Below are 26,122 nucleotides of genomic sequence, written 5' to 3' on the forward strand. Positions count from 1 at the left end.
AAGGGCGTCGAGATTCTTATGGATAAATTGATTATTACCGGCGGCGTTCGTCTTGATGGCGAAATCCGCATTTCCGGGGCAAAGAACTCTGCCCTGCCGATTCTGGCTGCAACCCTGCTGTGCGATGGCCCGGTGACGGTCGCCAACCTGCCGCACCTGCACGACATCACCACCATGATCGAGCTGTTCGGCCGCATGGGCATCGAGCCGGTGATCGACGAGAAGCTCAGCGTCGAAATCGACCCGCGCACCATCAAGACCCTGATCGCACCGTACGAGCTGGTCAAGACCATGCGCGCCTCGATCCTGGTCCTGGGGCCGATGGTTGCCCGTTTCGGCGAAGCCGAAGTTGCGTTGCCTGGCGGTTGCGCCATCGGTTCGCGCCCGGTCGACCTGCACATCCGCGGCCTGGAAGCCATGGGCGCGGTGATCGACGTGGAAGGTGGCTACATCAAGGCCAAGGCGCCTGAAGGCGGCCTGCGCGGGGCGCATTTCTTCTTCGATACCGTGAGTGTGACCGGTACCGAGAACATCATGATGGCCGCTGCCCTGGCCAAAGGCCGCAGCGTGTTGCAGAACGCCGCTCGCGAACCTGAAGTGGTCGACCTGGCGAACTTCCTCAACGCCATGGGCGCCAAGGTTTCCGGCGCCGGTACCGACACCATCACTATCGACGGTGTGGAGCGTCTGCACTCGGCGACCTACAAGGTCATGCCCGACCGTATCGAAACCGGTACCTACCTGGTCGCCGCCGCCGTCACCGGCGGCCGCGTGAAGGTCAAGGACACCGATCCGACCATCCTTGAAGCCGTCCTGGAAAAACTCAAGGAATCCGGTGCCGAAGTCACCACCGGCGAGGACTGGATCGAGCTGAACATGCACGGCAAGCGTCCGAAGGCGGTCAACGTGCGTACCGCGCCGTACCCGGCGTTCCCGACCGACATGCAGGCCCAGTTCATCTCCCTCAACGCCATTGCCGAAGGCACTGGCGCGGTGATCGAGACCATCTTCGAAAACCGCTTCATGCATGTCTACGAGCTGCACCGCATGGGCGCGAAGATCCAGGTCGAGGGCAATACCGCCATCGTGACCGGCACCGAGAAACTCAAGGGCGCGCCAGTGATGGCCACCGACCTGCGGGCTTCGGCCAGCCTGGTGATCTCGGCGCTGGTCGCCGACGACGACACCCTGATCGATCGCATCTACCACATCGACCGTGGTTACGAGTGCATCGAGGAAAAACTGCAGATGCTCGGCGCCAAGATCCGCCGCGTACCGGGCTAGTTTGCGCGATGGGCACAAGGACGTGCCCGAAGGTTTCGTTCCAAGTCGAGCCTGTGTTCAGGCTCGATGCGTGTCTGGCGCCGTTTGCGACCGGGCATGAGTATCCTGATAAGGACTTACGTTTCCCATGTTGACCATCGCACTGTCCAAGGGCCGCATCCTTGATGACACCCTGCCGCTTCTGGCTGAAGCCGGCATTGTGCCAACCGAGAATCCGGACAAGAGCCGCAAGCTGATCATCCCCACGACCCAGGCCGATGTGCGCTTGCTGATCGTGCGCGCCACCGATGTGCCGACCTATGTCGAGCATGGTGCCGCCGATCTCGGCGTGGCCGGTAAAGATGTGCTGATGGAATACGGCGGCCAGGGCCTGTACGAGCCGCTGGACCTGCAGATCGCCCAGTGCAAGCTGATGACCGCCGGCGCTATCGGCGCGGTCGAGCCCAAGGGGCGCCTGCGCGTAGCCACCAAGTTCGTCAACGTTGCCAAGCGTTACTATGCCGAGCAGGGCCGCCAGGTCGACATCATCAAGCTGTACGGCTCGATGGAGCTGGCGCCGCTGATCGGTCTGGCGGACAAGATCATCGACGTGGTCGATACCGGCAACACCCTGCGGGCCAACGGCCTGGAGCCCCAGGAGCTGATTTCCATGATCAGCTCCCGCCTGGTGGTCAACAAGGCCTCCATGAAAATGCAGCACGCCCGCATCCAGGCCCTGATCGACACCCTGCGCAAAGCAGTGGAGTCGCGACACCGCGGTTGATTCACTCGCGCGGCGCGAGCCGCGCCCGTCTATCCGTGTCATAGCCAATTTTCTCAGGTGCCCGCGCGAATGGACTGGTAGCTTAGGGCGCCTGAGCATTAGCCATTCAATGAGGCCCTCGCTATGACCGCTCCCACTGCAATTGCCCGACTCAACGCTGCTGACCCGGATTTCGCGCATCATCTGGATCATCTGCTGAGCTGGGAAAGTGTGTCTGACGACTCGGTCAATCAGCGGGTGCTGGACATCATCAAGGCCGTGCGCGAACGCGGCGACGCGGCGCTGGTGGAGTTCACCCAGCGCTTCGACGGCTTGCAAGTGGCCTCGATGGCCGACTTGATCCTGCCGCGCGAGCGCCTGGAGCTGGCCCTGACCCGGATCACCGTGGCCCAGCGCGAAGCCCTGGAAAAAGCCGCGGCGCGGGTGCGCAGCTACCACGAAAAACAGAAGCAGGATTCCTGGAGCTACACCGAGGCCGATGGCACGGTGCTGGGCCAGAAGGTCACGCCGCTGGACCGCGCCGGCCTGTACGTGCCGGGCGGCAAGGCGTCCTATCCGTCTTCGGTGCTGATGAATGCCATCCCGGCCAAGGTGGCCGGTGTCGCCGAGGTGGTGATGGTGGTGCCGACCCCGCGTGGCGAAGTCAACGAGCTGGTGCTGGCCGCGGCCTGCATCGCCGGCGTCGACCGCGTGTTCACCATTGGCGGCGCCCAGGCCGTGGCCGCCCTGGCCTATGGCACTGAAAGCGTGCCGCAGGTGGACAAGGTGGTCGGTCCGGGCAACATCTATGTGGCCACCGCCAAGCGCCACGTGTTCGGCCAGGTCGGCATCGACATGATCGCCGGTCCTTCGGAAATCCTCGTGGTGTGCGACGGCCAGACCGATCCGGACTGGATCGCCATGGACCTGTTTTCCCAGGCCGAGCACGACGAAGACGCCCAGGCGATCCTGGTCAGCCCGGACGCCGCTTTCCTCGACCGGGTCGCTGCCAGCATCGACAAGCTGCTGCCGACCATGGAGCGCGCGGAAATCATCAAGACCTCGATCAATGGCCGCGGCGCGCTGATCCAGGTCCGCGACATGCAGCAGGCCATCGAAGTGGCCAACCGCATTGCCCCGGAGCACCTGGAGTTGTCCGTCGCCGATCCGCATGCCTGGCTGCCGCAGATCCGCCACGCCGGCGCGATCTTCATGGGCCGCCACACTTCCGAGGCCCTGGGCGACTACTGCGCCGGTCCCAACCACGTATTGCCGACGTCCGGTACGGCGCGCTTCTCCTCGCCGCTGGGCGTGTATGACTTCCAGAAACGTTCGTCGATCATTTTCTGCTCGGAGCAGGGCGCTTCCGAACTGGGCAAGACCGCGTCGGTGCTGGCTCGCGGCGAGTCGCTGACCGCCCACGCCCGCAGCGCGGAGTACCGCATCGTCGCCGACCAGGAACAGGGGCAATAAGCATGAGTAAATTCTGGAGTGCGTTCGTCAAGGACCTGGTGCCTTACGTGCCGGGCGAACAACCGAAGCTGACCAAGCTGGTCAAGCTCAACACCAACGAGAACCCGTACGGCCCGTCGCCCAAAGCCCTGGCGGCGATGCAGACCGAGCTGAACGACAACCTGCGACTGTACCCGGACCCCAACAGCGACCTGCTCAAGCAGGCGGTGGCCAGGTATTACGGGGTGCAGAGCAACCAGGTATTCCTCGGCAACGGGTCCGACGAAGTCCTGGCGCACATCTTTCACGGCTTGTTGCAGCACGACCGGCCGCTGCTGTTCCCGGACATCAGCTACAGCTTCTACCCGGTGTATTGCGGCCTGTACGGCATCGGCTTCGAGGCGCTGCCGCTGGACGAGCAGTTCCAGATCCGTCCGGCCGACTACGCCAGGCCGAACGGCGGGATCATCTTCCCCAACCCGAATGCGCCGACCGGTTGCCTGCTGGCCCTGGAGGCCATCGAGCTGATCCTCAAGGCCAGCCCGGATTCGGTGGTGGTGGTTGATGAGGCCTACATCGACTTCGGTGGCGAAACCGCCATCAGCCTGGTGGACCGCTATCCGAACCTGTTGGTAACCCAGACCCTGTCCAAGTCGCGCTCGCTGGCCGGTCTGCGAGTCGGTCTGGCGGTGGGGCACCCGGACTTGATCGAGGCGCTGGAGCGGATCAAGAACAGCTTCAACTCTTACCCGCTGGACCGCTTGGCCATCGTTGGCGCCGCCGCGGCGTTCGAGGATCGCGAGTACTTCGCCAAGACCTGCCAGTTGGTGATCGATAGCCGCGAGCAAGTGGTCGCGCAATTGCAAGCCAAGGGTTTTGAGGTGCTGCCGTCGGCCGCCAACTTCATCTTTGCCCGTCATCCCAAGCACGATGCGGCGGGCCTGGCGGCCAAGCTGCGGGAACAGGGAGTGATTGTGCGGCACTTCAAGCAGGAGCGGATTGCCCAGTTCCTGCGGATCAGCATCGGTACGCCAGAGCAGAACCAGGCCTTGATCGACGGTCTGGGCGAGCTTTAAACCGTTATCGCGAGCCAGTGCGCTCCTGTAGGAGCGAGCTGGCTCGCGATGCCTTTACTGTTCTTCCTTGACCGGCGCCGGTGGCGGGCGCAGGCCGATTTCGGCGGTGAGCTTGAGCTCCTTGCCGTTGCGCATCACCTGGATGTTGACCTTGTCGCTGGGCTTGATCCGCGCCACCTGGTTCATCGAGCGCCGGCCATCGCCAGCCGGTTCGCCGTCGATACTGAGAATCACGTCACCCAACTGCATGCCGGCCTTCTGCGCCGGACCGTCGCGGAAAATCCCCGCCACCACGATTCCCGGGCGCCCGGCCAGGCCGAATGATTCAGCCAACTCCTGGGTCAGCGGCTGCACTTCGATGCCCAGCCAGCCACGAATCACCTGGCCGTGTTCGATGATCGACTTCATCACGTCCATGGCCAGCTTGATCGGGATGGCGAAACCGATGCCCTGGGAGCCGCCGGACTTGGAGAAGATCGCGGTGTTGATCCCGGTCAGGTTGCCGTTGGCATCCACCAGCGCGCCGCCGGAGTTACCCGGGTTGATTGCCGCGTCGGTCTGGATGAAGTCTTCGTAGTTGTTCAGGCCCAGCTGGTTGCGCCCGGTGGCGCTGATGATGCCCATGGTCACGGTCTGGCCGACGCCGAACGGGTTGCCGATGGCCAGGGTCACGTCGCCGACGCGGATGTTTTCGGAGCGGCCCACGGTAATCGAAGGCAGGTTCTTCAGGTCGATCTTCAGCACCGCCAGGTCGGTTTCCGGGTCGCTGCCGATCACGTGGGCCAGGGTCTCGCGACCGTCCTTGAGCGCCACCACTATCTGTTCGGCGCCAGAGGTCACGTGGTTGTTGGTCAGCAGATAGCCTTCGGGGCTCATGATTACCCCGGAACCCAGGCTCGACTCCATGCGCTGCTGCTTGGGCAGGTTGTCGCCGAAGAAGCGGCGGAACTGCGGGTCCTCGAACAGCGGATGCGCCGGCTTGTTGATGACCTTGGTGGTGTACAGGTTGACCACCGCCGGGGCGGCGATCGTCACCGCGTCGGCATAGGACACCGGGCCCTGGCGCAGGGCCGTGGTTTGCGGAGCTTGCTGCAGGTTGACGTCCAGGCTGGGCAGGCCGACCCACTGTGGATAACGCTGAATAATCAGCAACGCGATAAGCACGCCGGCCAACAGTGGCCAGCCAAAAAAACGCAGAGCCTTGAGCATTGAGCAAATCCTGAGAGGTTGCAGGCCGCTCGGGACGGCCCATAATGTCGCGCATTATACGAGGCCGCGCGCGCCTCTGAACGGGATATTTAGGAGTCTTTTATGGCCGTTGCCCTGAGCACTCTGGTAGAGGAAGCGGACCGCTACCTGGGCAGTTCGCGAATCGCCGATTATTGCCCCAACGGCCTGCAGGTCGAAGGCCGGCCGCAGGTGATGCGCATCGTCAGCGGCGTCACGGCCAGCCAGGCCTTGCTCGACGCCGCGGTGGAGGCCAACGCCGACCTGGTGCTGGTGCATCACGGTTATTTCTGGAAAGGCGAGAACCCCTGCATCACCGGCATGAAGCAGCGCCGGCTGAAAACCCTGCTCAAGCACGATATCAGCCTGCTGGCCTATCACCTGCCGCTGGATCTGCACCCGGACGTTGGCAACAACGTGCAGTTGGCCCGGCAACTGGAGATCACCGTGGAAGGCCCGCTGGACCCGGACAACCTGAAAGTCGTCGGGCTGGTTGGTTCTCTCGCCGAGCCCATGACCGCGCGGGACTTTGCCCGCAAGGTCCAGGAGGCGATGGGCCGCGAGCCGCTGGTGGTCGAAGGCAGCAAGATGATCCGGCGGGTCGGCTGGTGCACCGGCGGCGGCCAGGGCTACATCGATCAGGCGGTGCAGGCCGGCGTCGACCTGTACCTGAGCGGCGAGGCCTCCGAGCAGACCTTCCACAGCGCCCGGGAAAACGACATCAGTTTTATCGCCGCCGGCCACCACGCCACCGAGCGTTACGGGGTGCAGGCGCTGGGGGACTACCTGGCCCGGCGTTTCGCCCTCGAGCACTTGTTCATCGACTGCCCGAACCCTATATAAAGCATGACTCTGTAGCCGCTGCCGCAGGCTGCGATCGACTGCGTAGCAGGCGCGGCTCTTGAGGAGCCCAGGACGCTCCTGCGGACCTTTTCGCAGCCTGCGGCAGCGGCTACAAGTCGACGGAATCACAACAAACAGGCGGGTATATTCATATACCGTTTCGATCTAGCCGGCGTCCTGATTAGAAGAGGTCGCTGTGCTAGCATGCCCCGCTCGAACACGGCCCGCAGGCCGTCCATAAGAAAGCTTTCGTGAGTAGCCATGGTCGACAAACTGACGCATCTGAAACAGCTGGAGGCGGAAAGCATCCACATCATCCGCGAGGTGGCCGCCGAGTTCGACAACCCGGTGATGCTGTACTCCATCGGTAAAGACTCCGCCGTGATGCTGCATCTGGCGCGCAAGGCGTTCTTCCCGGGCAAGCTGCCGTTTCCGGTGATGCACGTCGACACCCGGTGGAAATTCCAGGAGATGTACAAGTTTCGCGATCAGATGGTCGAAGAGCTGGGCCTGGACCTGATTACCCACGTCAACCCGGACGGCGTTGCCCAGGGTATCAACCCATTCACCCACGGCAGTGCCAAGCACACCGACATCATGAAGACCGAGGGCCTCAAGCAGGCGCTGGACAAGTACGGTTTCGATGCGGCATTCGGTGGTGCCCGGCGCGACGAAGAGAAATCCCGCGCCAAGGAGCGCGTGTATTCGTTCCGCGACAGCAAGCACCGCTGGGATCCGAAGAACCAGCGCCCCGAGCTGTGGAACGTCTACAACGGCAAGGTCAACAAGGGCGAGTCGATCCGCGTCTTCCCGCTGTCGAACTGGACCGAGCTGGATATCTGGCAATACATCTACCTCGAAGGTATCCCGATCGTGCCGCTGTACTTCGCCGCCGAGCGTGAAGTGATCGAGAAGAACGGCACCCTGATCATGATCGACGACGAGCGCATCCTCGAGCACCTCTCCGACGAGGAGAAGGCCCGCATCGTCAAGAAGAAGGTGCGTTTCCGTACCCTTGGCTGCTACCCGTTGACGGGCGCGGTGGAGTCCGAGGCCGAGAGCCTGACGGACATCATTCAGGAAATGCTCCTGACGCGAACTTCCGAGCGCCAGGGCCGGGTCATCGATCACGATGGCGCCGGTTCCATGGAAGACAAGAAACGTCAGGGCTATTTCTAAGTAGGGTCTAACATGTCGCATCAATCCGAATTGATCAGCGAGGACATCCTCGCCTACCTGGCCCAGCACGAACGCAAAGAACTGCTGCGCTTTTTGACCTGCGGTAACGTCGACGACGGCAAGAGCACCCTGATCGGGCGCCTGCTGCACGACTCGAAGATGATCTACGAAGACCATCTGGAAGCCATCACCCGCGACTCGAAAAAAGTCGGCACCACCGGCGACGATATCGACCTGGCGCTGCTGGTCGACGGCCTGCAGGCCGAGCGCGAGCAGGGCATCACCATCGATGTCGCCTACCGCTATTTCTCCACCGCCAAGCGCAAATTCATCATTGCCGATACCCCAGGCCATGAGCAGTACACCCGCAACATGGCCACCGGTGCCTCCACCTGCGACCTGGCGATCATCCTGGTCGACGCCCGCTACGGCGTGCAGACCCAGACCCGTCGCCACAGCTTCATCGCCTCCCTGCTGGGCATCAAGCACATCGTCGTAGCCATCAACAAGATGGACCTCAAGGGCTTCGACCAGGGTGTGTTCGAGTCGATCAAGGCCGACTACCTGAAGTTCGCCGAAGGCTTGAAGATGAAGCCCACCAGCCTGCACTTCGTGCCGATGTCGGCCCTCAAGGGCGACAACGTGGTGAACAAGTCCGAGCGTTCGCCGTGGTACACCGGCCAGTCGCTGATGGAAATCCTCGAGACCGTGGAAGTGGCGGGCGACCGCAACTTCACCGACCTGCGTTTCCCGGTGCAGTACGTCAACCGTCCGAATCTGAACTTCCGCGGCTTCGCCGGCACCCTGGCCAGCGGCATCGTGCACAAGGGCGACGAAGTCGTGGTGCTGCCGTCGGGCAAGAGCAGCCGGGTGAAATCCATCGTCACCTTCGAAGGTGAGCTGGAGCACGCCGGCCCGGGCCAGGCCGTGACCCTGACCATGGAAGACGAGATCGACATCTCCCGCGGCGACCTGCTGGTGCATGCCGACAACGTTCCGCCGGTGACCGACAGCTTCGAAGCCATGCTGGTATGGATGGCCGAAGAGCCGATGCTGCCGGGCAAGAAATACGACATCAAGCGTGCCACCAGCTACGTGCCGGGTTCTATCGCCAACATCGTCCACAAGGTCGATGTGAACACCCTGGAAGAAGGGGCTGCCAGCGCTTTGCAGTTGAACGAGATCGGCAAGGTCAAGATTGCCCTCGACGCCCCGATCGCGCTCGACGGCTACGACAGCAACCGCACCACCGGTGCGTTCATCGTCATCGACCGCTTGACCAACGGCACCGTCGGCGCCGGTATGATCGTCGCCCAGCCTGTGGTGCATGGCAGCGCCACCCAGCATGGCAAGTTGGCACATGTAGCCACCGAGGAGCGCGCCCAGCGCTTCGGCCAGCAACCGGCCACCGTGCTGTTCAGCGGCCTGTCCGGCGCCGGCAAGAGCACCTTGGCCTATGCGGTGGAGCGCAAGCTGTTCGACATGGGGCGTGCGGTATTCGTCCTCGACGGCCAGAACCTGCGCCACGACCTGAACAAGGGGCTGCCGCAGGATCGCGCCGGGCGTACCGAGAACTGGCGTCGTGCGGCGCATGTGGCGCGCCAGTTCAACGAAGCCGGGTTGCTGACCCTGGCGGCCTTCGTCGCCCCGAGCGCCGAAGGTCGCGAGCAGGCCAGGGACCTGATCGGCAAGGAGCGTCTGTTGACGGTCTATGTCCAGGCCTCGCCGGCGGTTTGTGCCGAGCGTGATCCGCAAGGCTTGTACGCGGCCGCCGGGGACAATATCCCGGGCGAGTCCTTCCCGTTCGACGTGCCGCTGGATGCTGACCTGGTGATCGACACCCAGTCCGTGTCGCTGGAAGAGGGCGTCAAGCAAGTGCTGGATCTGCTGCGCAAGCGCGGCGCGATCTAAGCCTTAGCGGTCATGAAAAGCCCGCGTCGAGCGATCGACGCGGGCTTTTTTGTGTTCCTGGGAAAGCTATCGCGAGCAAGCTCGTTCCTACAGGGGGTTAGCGTGGCTTTTCTGTAGGAGCGAGCTTGCTCGCGATCAGATCGATAGAACACCTCATTTCTTGCCGGGGTACTCGCGATGCATCTGGGCAAGCAGCGCATCCTTGTCTTGCCACAGCTGATTGATCCAGCCCTGGAACTCCAGGCGATAAGCGCCGTCCTGGTCGTAGTTCTTGCCGATGAACTGCGGCGGAATCGGCAACTCCTCGAAATGCACCACCACCTCGTTGACCTTGCCGCACAACAGGTCCCAGTAACCCGGCTGGCCCGCCGGGTAGTGGATGGTGACGTTGACGATGGACTCCAGCTGTTCGCCCATGGCGTCGAGGACGAAGGCAATGCCGCCGGCCTTGGGCTTGAGCAGGTAGCGCAGCGGCGAGGCCTGTTGTGCATGCTTGGCCTGGGTGAAGCGCGTGCCCTCGACGAAGTTGAAGATGCCCACCGGGTTGTCGCGGAATTTCGCGCAGGTCCGGCGAGTGGTTTCCAGGTCCTTACCCTTTTTCTCCGGGTGTTTTTCCAGGTAGGCCTTGGAGTAGCGCTTCATGAACGGGAACCCCAGGGCCCACCAGGCCAGGCCGATTACCGGGACCCAGATCAGCTCCTGCTTGAGGAAGAACTTCAGCGGGCGGATACGCCGGTTGAGCACGTACTGCAGGACCATGATGTCGACCCAGCTCTGGTGGTTGCTGGTGATCAGGTACGAGTGCTGGTAGTCCAGCCCGGCGAGCCCGCCTAAGTGCCAGCGGGTGTGCCCGAGCAGGTCCATCCAGGCCTTGTTGTTGCTGATCCAGGCCTCATGGATGTGGCTCATCAACCAGTCGGTGAAGCGCTGCGCGGCCGGGAACGGCAGCAGCAACTTGACGATCGCCACCACGAACAGCGGGGTGCAGCAGACGAGGGTGTTGAGCGCCAATAACAGCGAGGCGATCACACCGCGCAGCGGTGCAGGTAGGAAATCCAGCATTTACACATCCAGAGGTCGGTTGGCGGCTTGAATCGCGGTCAGGGCGATGGTGTAGACGATATCGTCGACCTGGGCGCCGCGCGGCAGGTCGTTCACCGGTTTGCGCAGGCCTTGCAGCATCGGCCCGAGGCTGACGCAGTCGGCGCTGCGTTGCACGGCCTTGTGCGTGGTGTTGCCGGTATTCAGGTCGGGGAACACAAAGACCGTGGCCTTGCCCGCGACCTGGCTGTTGGGCGCCAGTTGCCGGGCCACCGTTTCGTTGGCGGCGGCGTCGTATTGCAGCGGGCCGTCGATCAGCAGCGAACCCTGGGCCTCATGCGCCAGCAGGGTAGCCTCGCGGACTTTCTCTACCTCTTCGCCGCTGGCCGATTCGCCGCTGGAATAGCTGATCATCGCCACTCGCGGGGTGATGCCGAACGCGGCCGCCGAGTCGGCGCTCTGCAAGGCGATCTCGGCCAGTTCGCTGGCGCTCGGGTGCGGGTTCATCACGCAGTCGCCGTAGACCAGCACCTGCTCGGGGAACAGCATGAAAAACACCGACGACACCAGGGTGCAGCCCGGCGCGGTCTTGATCAGTTGCAGGGCCGGGCGGATGGTGTTGGCGGTGGAGTGGATCAGGCCGGAGACCAGGCCGTCGACTTCGTCCAGGGCCAGCATCATGGTGCCGATCACCACCGGGTCTTCCAGCTGTTGTTCGGCCATCGGTGCGTTGAGGCTCTTGCTCTTGCGCAGCGCCACCATGGGTTCGACGTAGCGTTCGCGGATCAGGTCCGGGTCGATGACTTCCAACCCTGGCGGTAATTCGATGCCTTGGGCCCGGGCGACGGCCTCGACGTCCGCCGGCTTGGCCAGCAGCACGCAACGGGCAATGCCGCGCGCCTGGCAGATCGCCGCGGCCTGCACGGTCAGCGGCTCGCTGCCTTCGGGCAGGACGATGCGCTTGTTGGCTTCCTGGGCACGCTGGATCAGCTGGTAGCGGAACACCGCCGGCGACAGGCGCATTTCCCGCGGCGTGCCGCAGCGCTGGTGCAGCCACTTGGCGTCCAGGTGGCTGGCGACGAAGTCGGTGATGATCTCCGCGCGCTCGCGGTCGTCGATGGGGATTTCCTTGTTCAGGCCGTTCAGCTGGTTGGCGGTGTCGTAGGAACCGGTGCTCACCGACAGCACCGGCAGGCCGGCGTTCAGGGCGCCGCGACAGAGCTCCATGATGCGCGGGTCGGGCAGGGTATCGCTGGTCAGCAGCAGCCCGGCCAGGGGCACGCCGTTGATCGCCGCCAGGCTCACGGCGAGGATGATGTCGTCGCGATCGCCGGGGGTCACCACCAGTACGCCGGGCTTGAGCAGCTCCACGGTGTTGCGCATGGTACGCGCGCAGATGATGATCTTGGTCATGCGCCGGCTTTCGTAGTCGCCGGCATTGAGCACCTGGGCGCCCATCAGCTCGGCCACGTCGCGGGTACGCGGGGCATTCAGTTCCGGCTGGAAGGGGATGCAGCCGAGCAGGCGGAAGTCGCCGCTGCGCAGCAACGGCGAATGCTCTTTCAGACGAGCGGAAAAGGCTTCCATGCTTTCGTCGGTCCGCACCTTGTTGAGGATTACCCCCAGCACTTTCGGGTCGCGTGGGCCGCCGAACAGTTGGGCCTGCAATTCCACGCGGCCGGACAATTCGGTGAGCACTTCGTTTTCCGGGGCGGACACCAGGATCACCTCGGCATCCAGGCTTTTCGCCAGGTGCAGGTTGACCCGCGCGGCGTAGCTGGCGCTGCGGGTCGGCACCATGCCCTCGACCACCAGCACGTCCTTGCCGACGGCCACCTGCTGGTAGAGGGTGATGATTTCTTCCAGCAACTCGTCCAGCTGGCCGTCGCCGAGCATCCGCTCGACATGGGCCAGGCCCAGCGGTTGTGGCGGCTTCAGGCCGTGGGTGCGGGCCACCAGTTCGGTCGAGCGTTCAGGGCCGGTATCGCCGGGGTGCGGCTGGGCAATGGGCTTGAAGAAGCCTACCTTGAGACCGGCCCGCTCCAGGGTACGCACCAGCCCGAGGCTGATGGAGGTCAGGCCCACACCAAAATCGGTGGGCGCGATAAAAAAAGTCTGCATGCGGATTCTCGAAGGGTGCATGGCAACGGCGGGCTGCCTATGTGTGGCGCTCCACCGGAAATTCAGGCGCCAAGATTATCGCTAACCGAGCCTTGAGCGCACCAGCCGCAGGCGAAGGGATGGCCTATTTTTTCCGCGCGCCGGCGCGGGTCCAGGACCCAGGCCCGGGATTGCCAGGGCGGTTGGTGGCGCAGGTGCTGGGTATGGCCGCAGGACAGCTCGGCGACCCAGTGACCCTCTTCGTCTTGATGAAAGCCGGTGATCGTCGCGCCTGGCGTGGCGTTCCGTTTGTCTGGGTTCCGTTCGCTTTCGGGCGATTGCTTCGCTAAACTTGCGCATTCTTCATTCTTATGCAAAAGGTCTCGCCCCATGCTGATCGCCGCCAATAAGGCTGTCTCCATCGACTATACCCTGACCAACGACGCCGGTGAGGTCATCGACAGCTCCGCCGGCGGCGCGCCGCTGGTCTACCTGCATGGCGCAGGGAACATCATCCCGGGCCTGGAAAAAGCCCTGGAAGGCAAGAACGTCGGCGACGAGCTGAGCGTTGCCGTTGAACCGGAAGATGCCTACGGCGAGTACGCTGCCGAACTGGTCAGCACCCTGAGCCGCAGCATGTTCGAAGGCGTCGACGAACTGGAAGTGGGCATGCAGTTCCACGCTTCCGCTCCCGATGGTCAGATGCAGATCGTCACCATCCGCGACCTGGACGGCGACGACGTGACCGTCGACGGCAACCACCCGTTGGCCGGCCAGCGCCTGAACTTCAAGGTCAAGGTCATCGATATCCGTGACGCCAGCCAGGAAGAAATCGCCCATGGCCACGTCCATGGCGAAGGTGGCCATCACCACTGATTTCTGCGCTAAGCTCAAGTTTGACTGGAGAGGCGCCTGCGGGCGCCTTTTTAGTCCGCGGCTTTTCTTGCCGGGCAACAGACGGTACTGTCGAGGGGCTGTTTTCTGCAAGAACACGGGAATCTGGAGTTCGTCATGAGTGCTTTTCACGACCTTAAATTGAAAGCCCTGGATGGTCAGGAGCTACCGCTCGCGCCCTTCAAGGGGCACGTCGTGCTGGTGGTCAACGTCGCCTCCAAGTGTGGTTTGACACCACAGTACGCGGCGCTGGAGAACCTCTACCAGCAGTACAAGGGCCAGGGTTTCAGCGTTCTGGGCCTGCCGTGCAACCAGTTCGCCGGGCAGGAGCCAGGCTCCGAGCAGGAGATCCAGGCGTTCTGCAGCCTCAACTACGGCGTGACCTTTCCCTTGAGCAGCAAGCTCGAGGTGAACGGTCCTGAGCGCCATCAGCTGTACCGTCTGCTGGCGGGCGAGGGTGCGGAATTTCCGGGCGACATCACCTGGAATTTCGAGAAGTTCCTGCTGGGCAAGGATGGCCGTGTCCTGGCGCGTTTTTCGCCGCGCACCGCGCCTGACGATCCGTCCGTGATCCAGGCCATCGAGAAAGCCTTGAGCTGAATCTGCACGCCGGGCGCTCTTGCCCGGCCGGTTTACCGCGCGTTCGCGCAACCTCGTATCCCTGCGCTTTGGCACCTTAATCACCCTGATCAATAGTGCTGGGCGTTACTCTGGGGACAGAATATTATCGCCATCATAAGGTCGTCGGCGCGCTCGCTCGACGTGCCGCCTCCCTGTGATTCCCGCGATTCAGACTGTCTGCCCTGGAGTACAACATGCCTGTTCAAGCTTTGTTCAAACCCTTTCAGCTGGGTGCCCTGGAGCTGTCGACCCGTGTGGTGATGGCGCCGATGACCCGCTCGTTTTCCCCGGGCGGCGTGCCGAACTCGAAAGTCATCGAGTACTACCGTCGCCGTGCCGCGGCCGGCGTCGGGCTGATTATCACCGAAGGCACCACGGTCGGGCACAAGGCTTCCAACGGTTACCCGAACGTGCCGCGTTTCTACGGCGAGGCTGCCCTGGCCGGCTGGAAGAAGGTGGTGGATGCGGTGCACGCCGAAGGCGGCAAGATCGTTCCGCAACTGTGGCATGTGGGCAATGTGCGCCGCCTGGGTACCGAGCCGGACGCCAGCGTGCCGGGCTACGGTCCGTCGGAAAAACTCAAGGACGGCCAGGTGGTGGTCCACGGCATGACCCAGGACGATATCCGCGAAGTGATCGCCGCCTTCGCCCAGGCCGCCAAGGATGCGCAGAGCATTGGCATGGACGGCGTGGAGATCCACGGGGCCCACGGTTACCTGGTCGACCAGTTCTTCTGGGAAGGCAGCAACCAGCGCACCGACGAGTACGGCGGCACCCTGGCCCAGCGCTCGCGCTTTGCCATCGAGCTGATCCAGGCCGTGCGCACCGCGGTGGGCCCAGGCTTCCCGATCATCTTCCGCTTCTCGCAGTGGAAACAGCAGGACTACAGCGCGCGCCTGGTACACACCCCGGAGGCCTTGGGCGAGTTCCTCAAGCCGCTGGCGGACGCCGGCGTGGATATTTTCCACTGCTCGACCCGACGTTTCTGGGAGCCGGAGTTCGAGGGTTCCGAACTGAACCTGGCCGGCTGGACCCGCCAGCTCACCGGCAAGCCGACCATCACCGTGGGCAGCGTCGGCCTCGACGGCGAGTTCCTGCAATTCATGGTCAACACCGACAAGGTGGCGCAGCCGGCGAGCCTGGAAAAACTCCTGGAGCGCCTGAACAACGATGAGTTCGACCTGGTGGCGGTAGGCCGCGCGTTGCTGGTGGACCCGGACTGGGCGCAGAAGGTGCGTGAAGGCCGCGAGCAGGACATCCTGCCGTTCAGTCGTGAGGCGTTGATGACGCTGGTTTAAGCGGTAAATCGATCGCGAGCAAGCTCGCTCCTACAGGTCACGTGAATCATGTAGGAGCGAGCTTGCTCGCGATGTTTTTATCAAGGCAACAACCGCCCCTCGGGCGCCGCCGTTGCTTCCGTGCAGGCGCCGCGCAACTGGGTCTCGAACTGCTCGATGATCGCCGCCCAGCCCTGGCGGCTGGCATGCTGGCGGGCATTGAGGCGTACCCGGCGCAAGGTCTCGGGCTCTTCCAGCAGCCAGTTGGTCGCGTCGCAAAACGCACTTTCGTCCCCCGGCATCGCCAGCACGCCGTTGTAGCCATGGCGAATGTGCTGGGCCGCCGCGGCCTGGTCGTAAGCCACCACGGCCAGCCCCGAAGCCAGGGCCTCCAGGACCACGTTGCCGAAGGTTTCGGTCAGGCTGGGGAACAGGAACAGATCCCCCGACGCATAGTGGCTGGCCAGCGCTTCGCCACGTTGCGAGCCGCAGAACACGGCATCCGGCAGCTCCTTTTGCAGCTCGGCGCGTTGCGGGCCGTCGCCGACCACGATCAATTTCATCGGCTGTTGTGGATAAGTGCGTTGCAACTGCTCGAAGCAACGCTTGAGCAGGCCGAGGTTTTTTTCCGGCGCCAGGCGCCCGACATGAATCACCGCGATGTCGTCGCTGCGCAGGCCCCAGCTTTCCCGCAACTCGCCGAGGCGCTTGGCCGGGTGGAACAATTGGCTGTCGACGCCGCGCGACAGCAGGGCCAGGCGCTCGAAATTACGCCGTTCCAGTTCCAGGCGCTGGCTGGCGCTGGGCACCAGGGTCAGCTTGGAGCGGTTATGGAACCAGCGCAGGTAATGGGTCAGCAGGCGCGTCAGCAACCCCAGGCCGTACTGGCTGGAGTACTGCTGGAAATTGGTGTGGAAGCCGCTGACCACGGAGATCCCCAGGCGCCGTGCCGCCCGCAGCGCGGACAGTCCCAACGGGCCCTCGGTGGCGATGTACAGCACGTCCGGGCGCTGGCGTTTCCAGCGGCGCAGCAGCTTGTGCATCGACGACTGGCCCCATTGCAGCCCCGGATAACCCGGCAGCGGCCAGCCCCGGCACAGCAGCAGGCCGTCGTCGCTGACCCGGCTCTGATCGCTGCCCTGGCGCGGGCGAATCAGCTCCACCTGATGGCCGCGGGCGCGCAAACCGTCGCACAGGCGGCCAAGGGTATTGGCCACGCCATTGATTTCCGGTGGGAAGGTCTCGGTGATCAGGGTGATATGCAGAGCTGTCGTCATGGCCTCAGTGTCAGCCGAGGCCATGTCGTCATTGTGACGTTGCAGTGATGGATTTGTGACCCGTCAGCCCTGGCGGGTCACCAGGTTTTCCGCGCCGCGTTCGCGCACCCAGAACAGCGTCGCCCCGGCCACGGCGGCCGGCATCATCAGAATGTTGACCACTGGGATCAGCAGCACCAGGTAGACGATCCCGCCGAAGCTCATGCTCTGCCAGCGCTTTTCCCGCAGCCAGGCGAGCATCTCGTTCCAGCCCAGCTTGTGGTTGTCCGCCGGGTAGTCGATGTACTGGATCGCCATCATCCACACCCCGAACAGCAGCCACAGCGGCGCGGCGACCAGGTTCACCACCGGAATGAACGACAGGATGAACAGGCCGATGGCCCGCGGCAGGAAGTAGCCCAGCTTGCGCATTTCCCGAGCCAGGGTGCGCGGGATCATGGCGACCAGTTCGCCCCAGCTGAAGGGTGGGAAGTCGTCGGTGCCGCGCACCACCACTTCGACCTTTTCCGCGAGAAAGCCGTTGAAGGGGGCGGCGATTACATTGGCTAGCATGGTGAAGGTGAAAAACACCATCAGCAGCACCAGCACCACGAACAGCGGCCAGAGGATGTAACCGAGAAAACTCAGCCAATCCGGCAGGGACGGCATCAGGGCATCGACCCACAAGCTGAACTGATGGCCGGCGAAATAGATCAATCCGACGAACAGCACCAGGTTGATGACCAGCGGTAACAGGACGAACAGGCGCAGGCCGGGGCTGAGCACCAGCTTGAGGCCTTCGCGCAGGTATTGCGGGCCAGACAGGACGGGGGCGGGCATAAGAGGCTCCAAGGTGGAAACGCGCCGACCTTACCGGCTTTGCCCCACAGGCGAAAGCGCGGTCGCAAGGTCGACATCAACTGTAACAAAGGCGCCGGTAAATACGCCGATACGGGATAGAGACCACCTATGAGCTGGATTGTTAAACCGTATTTCCTTAATCTTCGCCCCCTCTATACGCTGCACCCATTATTTTTTGGACGGCGAATCCGAAGCCTTCCCCAAGTGCTTTCGCTGTCCTTTTTTATTCCAGCCGGCAACCCGGCGTTCCGCGCCAGTTGTCCGGGCCGGTCGATAGGAGTGAGTCATGTCTGATGTACGTCATTCGCGTGTGATTATTCTCGGTTCCGGCCCTGCCGGTTACAGCGCCGCGGTCTACGCCGCCCGCGCCAACCTGAAGCCGCTGCTGATCACCGGCATGCAGGCCGGCGGCCAGCTGACCACCACCACCGAAGTCGACAACTGGCCGGGCGATGTCCACGGCCTGACCGGCCCGGCGCTGATGGAACGCATGCGCGAGCACGCCGAGCGTTTCGAAACCGAAATCGTCTTCGATCACATCAATGCCGTGGACTTCGCCGCCAAGCCTTACACCCTGACCGGCGACAGCGCGACCTACACCTGCGACGCGCTGATCATCGCCACCGGCGCCAGCGCCCGCTATCTGGGCCTGCCTTCGGAAGAAGCGTTCATGGGCAAAGGCGTATCGGCCTGCGCGACCTGCGACGGTTTCTTCTATCGCAACAAGCCGGTGGCTGTGGTCGGCGGCGGCAACACCGCTGTCGAGGAAGCCCTGTACCTGGCTAACATCGCCAGCAAGGTCACCCTGATCCACCGTCGCGAGACCTTCCGCGCCGAGAAGATCCTGATCGACAAGCTCAACGCCCGCGTGGCCGAAGGCAAGATCGAGCTGAAGCTGAACGCGAACCTGGACGAAGTCCTGGGCGACAACATGGGCGTCACCGGCGCGCGCCTGAAGAACAACGACGGCAGCTTCGACGAAATCAAGGTCGACGGCGTGTTCATCGCCATCGGCCATACCCCGAACACTTCGCTGTTCGAAGGCCAGCTGACCTTGAAAGACGGTTACCTGGTGGTGCAGGGCGGTCGTGAAGGCAACGCCACCGCGACCAGCGTCGAAGGGATCTTCGCCGCCGGCGACGTGGCCGACCACGTGTACCGTCAGGCCATCACCTCGGCCGGCGCCGGCTGCATGGCCGCCCTGGACACCGAGCGTTACCTGGACGGCCTGCAGAACGCTTCGTTCTGAAACCGTTGAAATGAAAAAACCGGCGCAAGCCGGTTTTTTTATGGGGCGACCTTGGGACCGCTATCGCGAGCAAGCTCGTTCCTACAGGGGGATGTGCAGTCCTTGTAGGAGCGAGCTCGCTCGCGATCGGGTCTTTCAATCAGCGCCGAGCCAGCGGCTGGGCGGCAAACTTCACGCCCGCCAGGCCATGGGCGATCAGCGCGCGGATATTGCCGTGGTCGCTGCCTTCAGGGGTCGCCAGCACCGAGCGGTAATGCTCGCCGAACGCCAGCAGTGTTTCTTCGTCGCTCAAGCCTTCCAGCAACGCCAGGCCCAGGGTCTTGCACGAGCCTTCGTTCTGCCCGGCGGCGTTTTCTACGCCGCCGTTGACGAAGGCCTGGGGCTGGTAGTCGTAGCCGGCGGCGACAAAGGCCAGGGTGTCGGCGAAAACGTGCTCGCCGCTCTTGAGGCTGGCGCGCAGGGTGTTCAGGTCAGTCATGGGGTTTTCCTTTGGCGAACGCCGCTTGCTGTTCGGCGCTGGCTTCTTTCTGGTAGAGATGCTTCCACTCGGCGTAGGGCATGCCGTACACCACTTCGCGGGCGTCATCGAGGCTGACCTCGATCTGGCGCTCGTCGGCCTCGGCCTTGTACCACTTGGACAGGCAGTTGCGGCAGAAGCCGGCGAGGTTCATCAGGTCGATGTTCTGCACGTCCTTGCGGCTGTCCAGGTGCGCGACCAGGCGGCGGAAGGCGGCGGCTTCGAGTTCCAGGCGTTGTTGGGGAGTCATAGGTCTCTCTGAGACAGCTTCAAGCGGCAAGCTTCAAGCTGCAAGATGGATTGCGGTGGCTGGAAGTTTACAGCTTGAAGCTTGCCGCTTGTAGCTAGCGGCTCGCTGCAAGCGTTATCGACACCGACTCGGCGAAACGCAGGGCATGGGGTTTGTCGACCTCGACCTCGGCGTACAGCACCGATTCGTTGGCCATGATCAGGTCGAGGATTTCCTGGGTCAGGCGCTCGAGCAGGGCGAAGCGGTTGCCTTCCACGTGGGCGATGATCGCCTTGGTGATGGTGCGGTAGTTCAGCGCATGGTCGATGTCGTTGTCGCGCACGGCTTCCTGCGCGGCGTACAGGATGGTCAGGTTGATCAGCACATCCTGCTTGTTGAGGATCTCGTCCTCGTTGATTCCGATGAAGGTCCGCAGGCACAGGTCCTTGACCCGGATGCGAGCCATTCCTGGCTGAAGTTGTGGCATTGCTACTTGCTCCGTCCGATCAATTGCAGGAATTCCTGGCGGGTGGTGCTCGAGTCGCGAAAGGCCCCGAGCATCACCGAGGTGTGCATGGTCGAGTTCTGCTTCTCGACACCGCGCATCATCATGCACATGTGCCGGGCTTCGATGACCACCGCGACGCCGGCGGCCCGGGTCACCTGCTGCACCGCATCGGCGATTTCCCGCGTGAGGCTTTCCTGGATCTGCAGGCGCCGGGCGAACATGTCGACGATACGCGCGATCTTCGACAGGCCCAGCACCTTGCCGGTGGGAATATAAGCCACATGGGCCTTGCCGATGAAGGGCAGCAGGTGATGTTCGCACAGGGAATAGAGTTCGATGTCGGCGACTATGACCATTTCATCGTTGTCGGAGGCGAACAGCGCGCCATTGACCACCTCGTCCAGCGACTGGCTGTAGCCATGACATAGGTACTGCATGGCCTTGGCCGCGCGTTGCGGGGTGTCGAGCAGGCCCTCGCGCTCGGGGTCTTCACCGAGACCCTTGAGGATCTCGCGGTAATGCTGGGGCAGGGAAAGAGTCATGCAACGTCCTCGCGGGAAGCCTTACTTGAGGTGCCGCCCGCCGTTGACGGTCAGGGTAGTGCCGGTGACATAAGGGTTGTCGAGCAGATAACGCAGGCTCTGGTAGACCACCTCGCAACCGGGCTCGATGCCCAGGGCGGATTTGGCCAGGGCCTTGGCGCGGTATGCCGCGTCGTCGTCGGGGTTGAACATTAACAGAGCCGGGGCGATGCCGTTGACCTTGATCGTGGGCGCATATTTGGCCGCGAAGGACAGGGTCAGGCTGTTGAGGCCGGCCTTGGTGGCGCAATAGGCAATGTGCTTGCTGCTGCCCTTGCGGGTGACATCGTCGCCGATATGCACGATGTCGGCGGGGCTGGAACGCCGCAGCAGCTCGGCGCAATGCAGGTTGATCAGGTAGGGCGCGAGCATGTGCACGCTGAACATGTCGGCGAAGGCCACGCTTTCCTGGCCCGGCGTTTCTTCCAGCCACTGCGAGGCGTTGTGCACGATCGCTCGCAGGCTGTCGGTATGGCTGCGCAACTGGGCGATGAAGGCCAGGATCCCGGCCTCGCTGGAAAAGTCGCCGAACAGCGTCAGCGCGCCGCGCTCGCGCAAGGTCTCGACGCCGGGGCGTTCGGTGCGATAGCTGACGATGACCCGATGCCCTTCTTCCAGCAGCCGCAGCGCGCAATGCAGGCCGACGCGCTGGCCGGCGCCGGTGATCAGGATCGGGGCGGGGGAAGTAGTCATGAACGGCTCGCGTCGCGGGTAGAGCAAAACTATACCAGCGGGCGCGGCGCTATGCGTGTCAGACCGGGTAATCGTTAATCGCGGGGGTCAATAATTCTGCGCAGAAGACACCGCCGGCAGCGGACGCGCCGGCGTGCTGTTCAGCCAACCGGACAACAGGTGGGTGGACAGCGGAATGAACCAGTAGACCATCAGCGGCGTCAGGGCCAGGGTGCTGACCAGCACGCGCGGCAGCAGGCTGAGCTCGCCCAGCAACGGGCTGAGGACAAAGTTGAAGATCAGCGACACCGGGAAGAACGCCAGCCAGATGGCTACCGCCTGCTTCCAGCGCGGCGGGCGCTGGCCGGCCGCGCCGAACCAGCCGTCGATACCGCTGACCCGATGTTCGTGGGGGTGGGCGAACAGGTCGCTGCCGCGGGCCAGCCAGGCGGTGCGCGAGGCGGAGTGTTCCCAGACGTGCAGGGTCTGCTCGTCGGCGAAGCGGAAGATGATCTGGAATTCGTTGTCGTCAGGCGGCGGGGCGAGCACGCCGGAACCCAGGTAACCGGGGAAGTCGGTGGCCAGTTGTTCGCCTTCGCGCAGCCATGCGATCAGGTCCTGGTAACGGCCGTCGGCGACGCGCCGAGCAACCATCAGGGTGACGGGTGAGGTAGACATTATGTATCTCCGTAAAACCAAACGCGTGGCCTGGGTAAGGCCGGACGCCGGACGCAGCGCCGGGGTGATGGGCTGTGTCGTGCAAGCAAGCAAGGATTATTCCTGATTGTGACAAATACACCAGAGGCAGCGGTCGATTCGCCCGCGTATTGAAGAAGTGTCATCGATGGGGGGTACAATGAGCGCCACTTCATCCACCGGTGTTTGCCGCCCAGATGCCCGTCATTACTGAACTTTCCTGCTCGACACAGCCCCTCGACGACCCCTCGCAGGACGATCTGTTTCCGATTCGGGAAGTTTCACGATTGACGGGCATCAACCCGGTGACCCTGCGGGCCTGGGAGCGTCGTTATGGGTTGATCCAGCCGACGCGCACCGAAAGCGGGCATCGCCTGTATTCGATGCTCGATGTCGAGACGGTCCGCGAGATCCTCGGCTGGATCGACCGCGGGGTCGCGGTGAGCAAGGTCGGCAAGATCATCGCCAAGACCCGGGCGGCCCGCGAGGCGCCGCCCCTGACGATCGGCGCCAGCGAGCCGGGCGACTACCGGCAGTGGCAAGGGCAGCTCAAGCGGGCGATCGGCGAGTTCGACGAGCCGCACCTGGAGCGGCTGTACGGCCAGATCTTCTCCAGCTATCCGCTGGCGGTGGTGTTCCAGGACATTCTCATGCCGTTCTGGAAGCAGCTGGCGCAGCAGCAGGAGTCTTACGGCCACGCCAGCGAATGGCTGTTCTTCGACCATTTCCTGCGTGTGCGCATCTTGCAGCGCTTGCTGTTGCAACGCGGCGCTGGCCAGGCGCGCCCGGTGCTGCTGGCGGCGCTGGCCGGGCAAGGCCGGGAGCTGGAACTGCTGGTGGCGGCGCTGATGCTGGGCAGCGCCGAGGTGGAGGTCAGAGTCCTGGCGCCGGGGCAGCCGTTCGACGAACTGACCCTGGTCTGCGAGAAGATCAAGCCCCAGGCGCTGGTGCTGTTTTCCAACCATGCCCCGGCGACGGAGTTGCCGCGCCGCTTGAACCGTTTGGCGATGACCCTGGATTGTCCGCTGCTGCTGGCGGGGGATGTCGCCGAACTGGCCCAGGACAGCCTGAACGCATCGCCCGTGGGCTGCCTGGGGAACGACGGGCGTTTGATGATGCAGCGCCTGCGCCAGTTTCTCAGCGGCACGCTCGATACCTGAGCCGCTGCCCAGGAAGAGCGCCGCGCCTCAGACGTGCAGGTTGGGGTGAGTCAGGCGGTGCTGCTGGAGAATGAACTGGCGCAGGCGTTCGGTTTCGTCCTGGTCGCTCTGGTTCAACCGATAGGCATAGAAGCCGGCATCGGTCTGGCGTTCGAACCGGCCGCGCAGGGCGATGCGTTCGTAACCCGAAGGGCTGAACCACTGGGCGAACTGCTTCGGCGGTTTGGTGTGGTTGCGGATCTCCAGCAACAGGCCGTTGAACGAAACCTCATGGACCCACAGTTGGGTGGGCTGGCCCCTGGTGTTTTCCAGCGCCACCGGCTCATCCAGCGTCAGGCGCCACGGCCGGACCCGCGGCCCGTCCTCGAAAATACTCGGCACGCCCAGGCGCAGGTGCAGCGCATGGAACTCGTCTTCCACCAGGTGCAGGGGAAAGGTCATCTGCTGGTTTTCAAAATGCGCCTGGATCGTCACCTGCTCGTTGGCCGCCAGGCGGGTGAGCAGGTCGCGGATCTGCGACCCCCCGTTGACCAGCAGGCTCGACGTCGCATCCCGCACATTGAGTTGCGGGTTGTGCTGCATGGTCTGGATGAAGTCCAGTTCATCCTGGGTGAGAAGAGCGTCACGGCGCATGATTCGGCTCGAAAGAAAAGGTTACGAAATCATTGGTGATTAAGCGTACTGACAACTAATTCTGCATCTTGTTAGCGCCGCTCGTCGCCTGGAAAACGGCGAGTTCCGCGCGGGTTTCGGCCAGTTCCTTTTCCACCTGCGCCAGCTTTTGCTGGGCCTTGACCTGGGCCGTCACATCTTTCTGCACACCGACGAAATACGTCAACTGGTCGCTTTCGTTGAACACCGGGGTGATCGACAACTCGTTCCAGAAATGACTGCCGTCCTTGCGGTAGTTGCGCAGTACCTGGCGGCACGGCCGGCCGCTGCCCAGGGCCTGGCGAATCGCCGCCAGCCCCGGCTGGTCGCGGTCGCCCGACTGGAGAAAGCGGCAGTCCTGGTAAAGCACCTCGTCGGCGCTGTAGCCGGTGAGCCGTTCGAATGCCGGGTTGACGTAAATGATGATGTTGTCTTCGCCTTCCTGCTCGGCGACGACAATCCCGTCGTTGGAGGCGTTGATCACCAGTTGCAGCAAGTGGGCATTGATCATCGGCGGCTTCCGCAATCGATCGGCAGGTGGCGGCAATTTTATGTCATGGCGCGGAGCTGTCTACTGGCCATTATGGGTAAATTTCACCCTGACGCAGGATTTTATCGCGTAGCTGCTAATATCCCACTCTTTTACTCAGCTTCAGGATCAGATTGATGAAAGTCGCCATCCTTTCCGGCTCGGTGTACGGCACGGCCGAAGAAGTCGCCCGGCACGCCGCCAAGCTCCTCAATGCCGCAGGTTTCGAGGCCTGGCACAACCCTCGCGCCACCCTGGAAGACTTCCAGGCGTTCGGCCCCGAAGCCTTTCTGGCCGTGACCTCGACCACCGGCATGGGCGAGCTGCCGGACAACCTGCTGCCACTGTTCTCGACCCTGCGCGACCAGTTGCCGGCGGCCTGGCGCGGTTTGCCTGGCGCGGTGATCGGCCTGGGCGACTCCAGTTATGGCGACACCTTCTGTGGCGGCGGCGAGCAGATACGCGAGCTGTTCGCCGAACTGGGCGTGCGTGAAGTGCTGCCGATGTTGCGCCTGGACGCCAGCGAAAGCGTGACCCCGGAAACCGACGCCGAGCCCTGGCTGGGCGAACTGGTCAGCGCCCTGCGCGGCTGACCGGACGCTCGCGCAGCAACGCCAGCCAGGCTTGCGCGGCCTTGGACAGGTAGGCGCCCTGACGCCAGATGAAGGCGATGTCCCAGCGCAGATAGTCGGGGGCCTGCAGCGTCAGGCGTACCACGCCGGGCCGCACCAGGCCGCGCGCCACCACGCTGGGCAACAGCACCACGCCTTGCCCGGCGGCCACCAGGGCGACGAGAAAGTCCGCCTGGCCGCTGCGCCCGCCTTCCTTCGGCGTGAACCCCGCTTGCTGGCACGCCTGTAATAGCCGGTCGTTGAGCACAAAGCTGCGTTGATAGAGCAGGAACGGGGTGTCCGCCAGTTGTTCCAGGCGCACCTGGGTGTGGGTCGCCAGCGGATGCTCGGTGGGCAGCAGCACGTCCAGCGGTTCGTCGCAAAAGGGCTGGTAGGCGAAGGCCGGGTCCTTGGGCGTCAGGCTGCCGCCGATCTCCAGTTCGCCGTTGAGCACCGCCTGCTCGATATTCAGGCTGCCGCCTTCGAGCAGTTGCACGCTGATGTTCGGGTAGCGCCGGCGGTATTCGGCGAACAGGCTGGCGAACAACGTATCGCTGCCCAGCAAGGGCAGGCCCAGGCGCAGTTCGCCGCGGGCCAGCTGGCTGAGGTCGTCCAGTTCGCTGAGCAGCTCGTTGCGCAGGCGCAGCATGCCTTCGGCGCGTTGCAGCACCACGACGCCGGCGGCGGTCAGGTGAATGTGCGAACCCTGGCGGTCCAGCAGCGGCGTGCCCAGGCTCTGTTCCAGCTGGGCAATCTGCTTGCTGACCGCCGATTGGCTGATATGCAGGGTCTTGGCGGCCTGGGTGAAGCCGCCCTGGTGAATCACTTCGACAAAACTGCGCAGCTGTTTGAAGTCCATGCCATGGATTCCCGAGGTTGATTCCATTATGGAATGGCTTCCAGTCTAACAATTCGCTTCGGTGATGGTAGGCGCCTGCTTAAAATGCAGGCCTGC

At 63.4% G+C, this 26,122-nt stretch carries 28 protein-coding genes; 13 read left to right on the forward strand and 15 right to left on the reverse strand.

The annotated features are described in order from the left end of the window. Positions 1–18: 18 nt before the first annotated feature. The 4 genes from murA (at position 19) to hisC (ending at position 4,554) form a co-directional block, all read left to right on the forward strand. Complete coding sequence (gene murA, locus BTN82_RS04190; RefSeq protein ID WP_075117904.1) at positions 19–1,284, forward strand: UDP-N-acetylglucosamine 1-carboxyvinyltransferase; 1,266 nt, start codon at positions 19–21, stop codon at positions 1,282–1,284. A 127-nt stretch (positions 1,285–1,411) separates the two neighbouring features. Continuing rightward, positions 1,412–2,047: an ATP phosphoribosyltransferase gene (hisG, locus tag BTN82_RS04195; RefSeq protein WP_007929858.1), complete on the forward strand. Its 636-nt coding sequence runs from the start codon at positions 1,412–1,414 to the stop codon at positions 2,045–2,047. Between the two features lie 123 nt (positions 2,048–2,170). Continuing rightward, a complete protein-coding gene (hisD, locus tag BTN82_RS04200) occupies positions 2,171–3,499 on the forward strand; it encodes a histidinol dehydrogenase (protein ID WP_075117905.1) in 1,329 nt (442 codons plus the stop codon). A gap of 2 nt (positions 3,500–3,501) precedes the next feature. Next, positions 3,502–4,554, forward strand: coding sequence for a histidinol-phosphate transaminase (gene hisC / locus BTN82_RS04205; RefSeq protein ID WP_075117906.1), 1,053 nt, complete (start codon positions 3,502–3,504; stop codon positions 4,552–4,554). Positions 4,555–4,608: 54 nt separating this feature from the next. Here hisC and algW read toward each other — a convergent pair whose 3' ends face one another. Next, positions 4,609–5,763, reverse strand: a complete 1,155-nt coding sequence (gene algW, locus BTN82_RS04210; protein ID WP_075117907.1) for a Do family serine endopeptidase AlgW — start codon at positions 5,761–5,763, stop codon at positions 4,609–4,611. Positions 5,764–5,865: 102 nt separating this feature from the next. Between algW and BTN82_RS04215 the strand changes: the two genes are divergently transcribed. The 3 genes from BTN82_RS04215 to cysN all read left to right on the forward strand — a co-directional run bounded on the left by BTN82_RS04215 (position 5,866) and on the right by cysN (position 9,714). After that, entirely contained in the window at positions 5,866–6,624 is a 759-nt protein-coding gene (locus BTN82_RS04215; protein ID WP_075117908.1) for a Nif3-like dinuclear metal center hexameric protein, read from the forward strand. A gap of 261 nt (positions 6,625–6,885) precedes the next feature. Then, positions 6,886–7,803, forward strand: a complete 918-nt coding sequence (gene cysD, locus BTN82_RS04220) for a sulfate adenylyltransferase subunit CysD (RefSeq protein ID WP_075117909.1) — start codon at positions 6,886–6,888, stop codon at positions 7,801–7,803. A gap of 12 nt (positions 7,804–7,815) precedes the next feature. Further along, positions 7,816–9,714 carry a sulfate adenylyltransferase subunit CysN gene (cysN, locus tag BTN82_RS04225; RefSeq protein WP_075117910.1) on the forward strand — a complete coding sequence of 633 codons (1,899 nt, stop codon included), beginning with the start codon at positions 7,816–7,818 and terminating at the stop codon, positions 9,712–9,714. Positions 9,715–9,867: 153 nt separating this feature from the next. Here cysN and BTN82_RS04230 read toward each other — a convergent pair whose 3' ends face one another. The 3 genes from BTN82_RS04230 to BTN82_RS04240 all read right to left on the reverse strand — a co-directional run bounded on the left by BTN82_RS04230 (position 9,868) and on the right by BTN82_RS04240 (position 13,277). Beyond that, a complete protein-coding gene (locus BTN82_RS04230; protein ID WP_075117911.1) occupies positions 9,868–10,776 on the reverse strand; it encodes an acyltransferase in 909 nt (302 codons plus the stop codon). Beyond that, positions 10,777–12,876, reverse strand: coding sequence for a phosphate acetyltransferase (pta, locus tag BTN82_RS04235; protein WP_075117912.1), 2,100 nt, complete (start codon positions 12,874–12,876; stop codon positions 10,777–10,779). Between the two features lie 62 nt (positions 12,877–12,938). Further along, positions 12,939–13,277 carry a DUF3565 domain-containing protein gene (locus BTN82_RS04240; RefSeq protein ID WP_075117913.1) on the reverse strand — a complete coding sequence of 113 codons (339 nt, stop codon included), beginning with the start codon at positions 13,275–13,277 and terminating at the stop codon, positions 12,939–12,941. On the opposite strand from BTN82_RS04240, the gene BTN82_RS04245 reads away from it, so the two are divergent. The 3 genes from BTN82_RS04245 to BTN82_RS04255 all read left to right on the forward strand — a co-directional run bounded on the left by BTN82_RS04245 (position 13,246) and on the right by BTN82_RS04255 (position 15,668). Beyond that, positions 13,246–13,731: a peptidylprolyl isomerase gene (locus BTN82_RS04245; RefSeq protein ID WP_075117914.1), complete on the forward strand. Its 486-nt coding sequence runs from the start codon at positions 13,246–13,248 to the stop codon at positions 13,729–13,731. The genes BTN82_RS04240 and BTN82_RS04245 overlap by 32 nt on opposite strands. Before the next feature lie 135 nt (positions 13,732–13,866). Then, positions 13,867–14,349 carry a glutathione peroxidase gene (locus BTN82_RS04250; protein WP_075117915.1) on the forward strand — a complete coding sequence of 161 codons (483 nt, stop codon included), beginning with the start codon at positions 13,867–13,869 and terminating at the stop codon, positions 14,347–14,349. A 215-nt stretch (positions 14,350–14,564) separates the two neighbouring features. After that, positions 14,565–15,668: an NADH:flavin oxidoreductase gene (locus BTN82_RS04255; RefSeq protein WP_075117916.1), complete on the forward strand. Its 1,104-nt coding sequence runs from the start codon at positions 14,565–14,567 to the stop codon at positions 15,666–15,668. An 80-nt stretch (positions 15,669–15,748) separates the two neighbouring features. Here the strand turns inward: BTN82_RS04255 and BTN82_RS04260 are convergent, their stop codons facing one another. Continuing rightward, entirely contained in the window at positions 15,749–16,948 is a 1,200-nt protein-coding gene (locus BTN82_RS04260; protein WP_075117917.1) for a glycosyltransferase family 4 protein, read from the reverse strand. A gap of 39 nt (positions 16,949–16,987) precedes the next feature. Beyond that, entirely contained in the window at positions 16,988–17,743 is a 756-nt protein-coding gene (cysZ, locus tag BTN82_RS04265; RefSeq protein ID WP_075117918.1) for a sulfate transporter CysZ, read from the reverse strand. Positions 17,744–18,050: 307 nt separating this feature from the next. Between cysZ and trxB the strand changes: the two genes are divergently transcribed. Then, on the forward strand, positions 18,051–19,013 hold the full coding sequence (gene trxB / locus BTN82_RS04275) for a thioredoxin-disulfide reductase (protein WP_075117919.1): 963 nt from the start codon (positions 18,051–18,053) through the stop codon (positions 19,011–19,013). 139 nt (positions 19,014–19,152) lie between these two features. On the opposite strand, the gene BTN82_RS04280 is transcribed toward trxB, so the two are convergent. The 6 genes from BTN82_RS04280 to BTN82_RS04305 all read right to left on the reverse strand — a co-directional run bounded on the left by BTN82_RS04280 (position 19,153) and on the right by BTN82_RS04305 (position 22,198). Further along, positions 19,153–19,491: a HopJ type III effector protein gene (locus BTN82_RS04280; RefSeq protein WP_075117920.1), complete on the reverse strand. Its 339-nt coding sequence runs from the start codon at positions 19,489–19,491 to the stop codon at positions 19,153–19,155. Further along, on the reverse strand, positions 19,484–19,780 hold the full coding sequence (locus BTN82_RS04285; RefSeq protein WP_075117921.1) for a DUF1244 domain-containing protein: 297 nt from the start codon (positions 19,778–19,780) through the stop codon (positions 19,484–19,486). The genes BTN82_RS04280 and BTN82_RS04285 overlap by 8 nt, the downstream gene beginning before the upstream one ends. Before the next feature lie 94 nt (positions 19,781–19,874). Then, positions 19,875–20,246, reverse strand: coding sequence for a dihydroneopterin triphosphate 2'-epimerase (gene folX / locus BTN82_RS04290; protein ID WP_007929829.1), 372 nt, complete (start codon positions 20,244–20,246; stop codon positions 19,875–19,877). 2 nt (positions 20,247–20,248) lie between these two features. After that, positions 20,249–20,809: a GTP cyclohydrolase I FolE gene (folE, locus tag BTN82_RS04295; RefSeq protein ID WP_075117922.1), complete on the reverse strand. Its 561-nt coding sequence runs from the start codon at positions 20,807–20,809 to the stop codon at positions 20,249–20,251. A gap of 21 nt (positions 20,810–20,830) precedes the next feature. Next, positions 20,831–21,541 carry a dihydromonapterin reductase gene (folM, locus tag BTN82_RS04300; protein ID WP_075117923.1) on the reverse strand — a complete coding sequence of 237 codons (711 nt, stop codon included), beginning with the start codon at positions 21,539–21,541 and terminating at the stop codon, positions 20,831–20,833. Between the two features lie 87 nt (positions 21,542–21,628). After that, positions 21,629–22,198, reverse strand: coding sequence for an antibiotic biosynthesis monooxygenase (locus BTN82_RS04305; protein ID WP_075117924.1), 570 nt, complete (start codon positions 22,196–22,198; stop codon positions 21,629–21,631). A gap of 215 nt (positions 22,199–22,413) precedes the next feature. On the opposite strand from BTN82_RS04305, the gene BTN82_RS04310 reads away from it, so the two are divergent. After that, positions 22,414–23,376, forward strand: coding sequence for a MerR family transcriptional regulator (locus BTN82_RS04310; protein WP_075117925.1), 963 nt, complete (start codon positions 22,414–22,416; stop codon positions 23,374–23,376). A 27-nt stretch (positions 23,377–23,403) separates the two neighbouring features. Here the strand turns inward: BTN82_RS04310 and BTN82_RS04315 are convergent, their stop codons facing one another. Together BTN82_RS04315 and BTN82_RS04320 are read right to left on the reverse strand one after the other, a co-directional pair. Continuing rightward, positions 23,404–24,009, reverse strand: coding sequence for a hypothetical protein (locus tag BTN82_RS04315; RefSeq protein ID WP_075117926.1), 606 nt, complete (start codon positions 24,007–24,009; stop codon positions 23,404–23,406). Positions 24,010–24,064: 55 nt separating this feature from the next. Next, a complete protein-coding gene (locus BTN82_RS04320) occupies positions 24,065–24,538 on the reverse strand; it encodes a PAS domain-containing protein (protein ID WP_075117927.1) in 474 nt (157 codons plus the stop codon). A 155-nt stretch (positions 24,539–24,693) separates the two neighbouring features. Here BTN82_RS04320 and BTN82_RS04325 point away from each other — a divergent pair, with 155 nt between their 5' ends. Further along, a complete protein-coding gene (locus BTN82_RS04325) occupies positions 24,694–25,149 on the forward strand; it encodes a flavodoxin (protein ID WP_075117928.1) in 456 nt (151 codons plus the stop codon). Here BTN82_RS04325 and BTN82_RS04330 read toward each other — a convergent pair. Continuing rightward, positions 25,130–26,026, reverse strand: coding sequence for a LysR family transcriptional regulator (locus BTN82_RS04330; RefSeq protein ID WP_075117929.1), 897 nt, complete (start codon positions 26,024–26,026; stop codon positions 25,130–25,132). The genes BTN82_RS04325 and BTN82_RS04330 overlap by 20 nt on opposite strands. Positions 26,027–26,122: the final 96 nt, after the last annotated feature.

The organism is Pseudomonas chlororaphis, from assembly GCF_001921865.1.
In the GTDB taxonomy this organism is placed as follows: domain Bacteria; phylum Pseudomonadota; class Gammaproteobacteria; order Pseudomonadales; family Pseudomonadaceae; genus Aquipseudomonas; species Aquipseudomonas chlororaphis_D.

Coding starts and splice junctions, on each gene's coding strand:
- BTN82_RS04240 (WP_075117913.1), bottom strand. CDS start 13,277: ATGGAGACAGCCTTATTGGCGGCGATCAGCATGGGGCGAGACCTTTTG.
- BTN82_RS04285 (WP_075117921.1), bottom strand. CDS start 19,780: ATGACTCCCCAACAACGCCTGGAACTCGAAGCCGCCGCCTTCCGCCGC.
- hisG (WP_007929858.1), top strand. CDS start 1,412: ATGTTGACCATCGCACTGTCCAAGGGCCGCATCCTTGATGACACCCTG.
- BTN82_RS04230 (WP_075117911.1), bottom strand. CDS start 10,776: ATGCTGGATTTCCTACCTGCACCGCTGCGCGGTGTGATCGCCTCGCTG.
- BTN82_RS04215 (WP_075117908.1), top strand. CDS start 5,866: ATGGCCGTTGCCCTGAGCACTCTGGTAGAGGAAGCGGACCGCTACCTG.
- BTN82_RS04305 (WP_075117924.1), bottom strand. CDS start 22,198: ATGTCTACCTCACCCGTCACCCTGATGGTTGCTCGGCGCGTCGCCGAC.
- hisC (WP_075117906.1), top strand. CDS start 3,502: ATGAGTAAATTCTGGAGTGCGTTCGTCAAGGACCTGGTGCCTTACGTG.
- folM (WP_075117923.1), bottom strand. CDS start 21,541: ATGACTACTTCCCCCGCCCCGATCCTGATCACCGGCGCCGGCCAGCGC.
- BTN82_RS04255 (WP_075117916.1), top strand. CDS start 14,565: ATGCCTGTTCAAGCTTTGTTCAAACCCTTTCAGCTGGGTGCCCTGGAG.
- BTN82_RS04250 (WP_075117915.1), top strand. CDS start 13,867: ATGAGTGCTTTTCACGACCTTAAATTGAAAGCCCTGGATGGTCAGGAG.
- pta (WP_075117912.1), bottom strand. CDS start 12,876: ATGCAGACTTTTTTTATCGCGCCCACCGATTTTGGTGTGGGCCTGACC.
- folX (WP_007929829.1), bottom strand. CDS start 20,246: ATGCCACAACTTCAGCCAGGAATGGCTCGCATCCGGGTCAAGGACCTG.
- hisD (WP_075117905.1), top strand. CDS start 2,171: ATGACCGCTCCCACTGCAATTGCCCGACTCAACGCTGCTGACCCGGAT.
- cysN (WP_075117910.1), top strand. CDS start 7,816: ATGTCGCATCAATCCGAATTGATCAGCGAGGACATCCTCGCCTACCTG.
- cysD (WP_075117909.1), top strand. CDS start 6,886: ATGGTCGACAAACTGACGCATCTGAAACAGCTGGAGGCGGAAAGCATC.
- BTN82_RS04245 (WP_075117914.1), top strand. CDS start 13,246: ATGCTGATCGCCGCCAATAAGGCTGTCTCCATCGACTATACCCTGACC.
- BTN82_RS04280 (WP_075117920.1), bottom strand. CDS start 19,491: ATGACTGACCTGAACACCCTGCGCGCCAGCCTCAAGAGCGGCGAGCAC.
- BTN82_RS04315 (WP_075117926.1), bottom strand. CDS start 24,009: ATGCGCCGTGACGCTCTTCTCACCCAGGATGAACTGGACTTCATCCAG.
- BTN82_RS04260 (WP_075117917.1), bottom strand. CDS start 16,948: ATGGCCTCGGCTGACACTGAGGCCATGACGACAGCTCTGCATATCACC.
- cysZ (WP_075117918.1), bottom strand. CDS start 17,743: ATGCCCGCCCCCGTCCTGTCTGGCCCGCAATACCTGCGCGAAGGCCTC.
- folE (WP_075117922.1), bottom strand. CDS start 20,809: ATGACTCTTTCCCTGCCCCAGCATTACCGCGAGATCCTCAAGGGTCTC.
- algW (WP_075117907.1), bottom strand. CDS start 5,763: ATGCTCAAGGCTCTGCGTTTTTTTGGCTGGCCACTGTTGGCCGGCGTG.
- BTN82_RS04320 (WP_075117927.1), bottom strand. CDS start 24,538: ATGATCAATGCCCACTTGCTGCAACTGGTGATCAACGCCTCCAACGAC.
- trxB (WP_075117919.1), top strand. CDS start 18,051: ATGTCTGATGTACGTCATTCGCGTGTGATTATTCTCGGTTCCGGCCCT.
- BTN82_RS04310 (WP_075117925.1), top strand. CDS start 22,414: ATGCCCGTCATTACTGAACTTTCCTGCTCGACACAGCCCCTCGACGAC.
- BTN82_RS04325 (WP_075117928.1), top strand. CDS start 24,694: ATGAAAGTCGCCATCCTTTCCGGCTCGGTGTACGGCACGGCCGAAGAA.
- murA (WP_075117904.1), top strand. CDS start 19: ATGGATAAATTGATTATTACCGGCGGCGTTCGTCTTGATGGCGAAATC.
- BTN82_RS04330 (WP_075117929.1), bottom strand. CDS start 26,026: ATGGACTTCAAACAGCTGCGCAGTTTTGTCGAAGTGATTCACCAGGGC.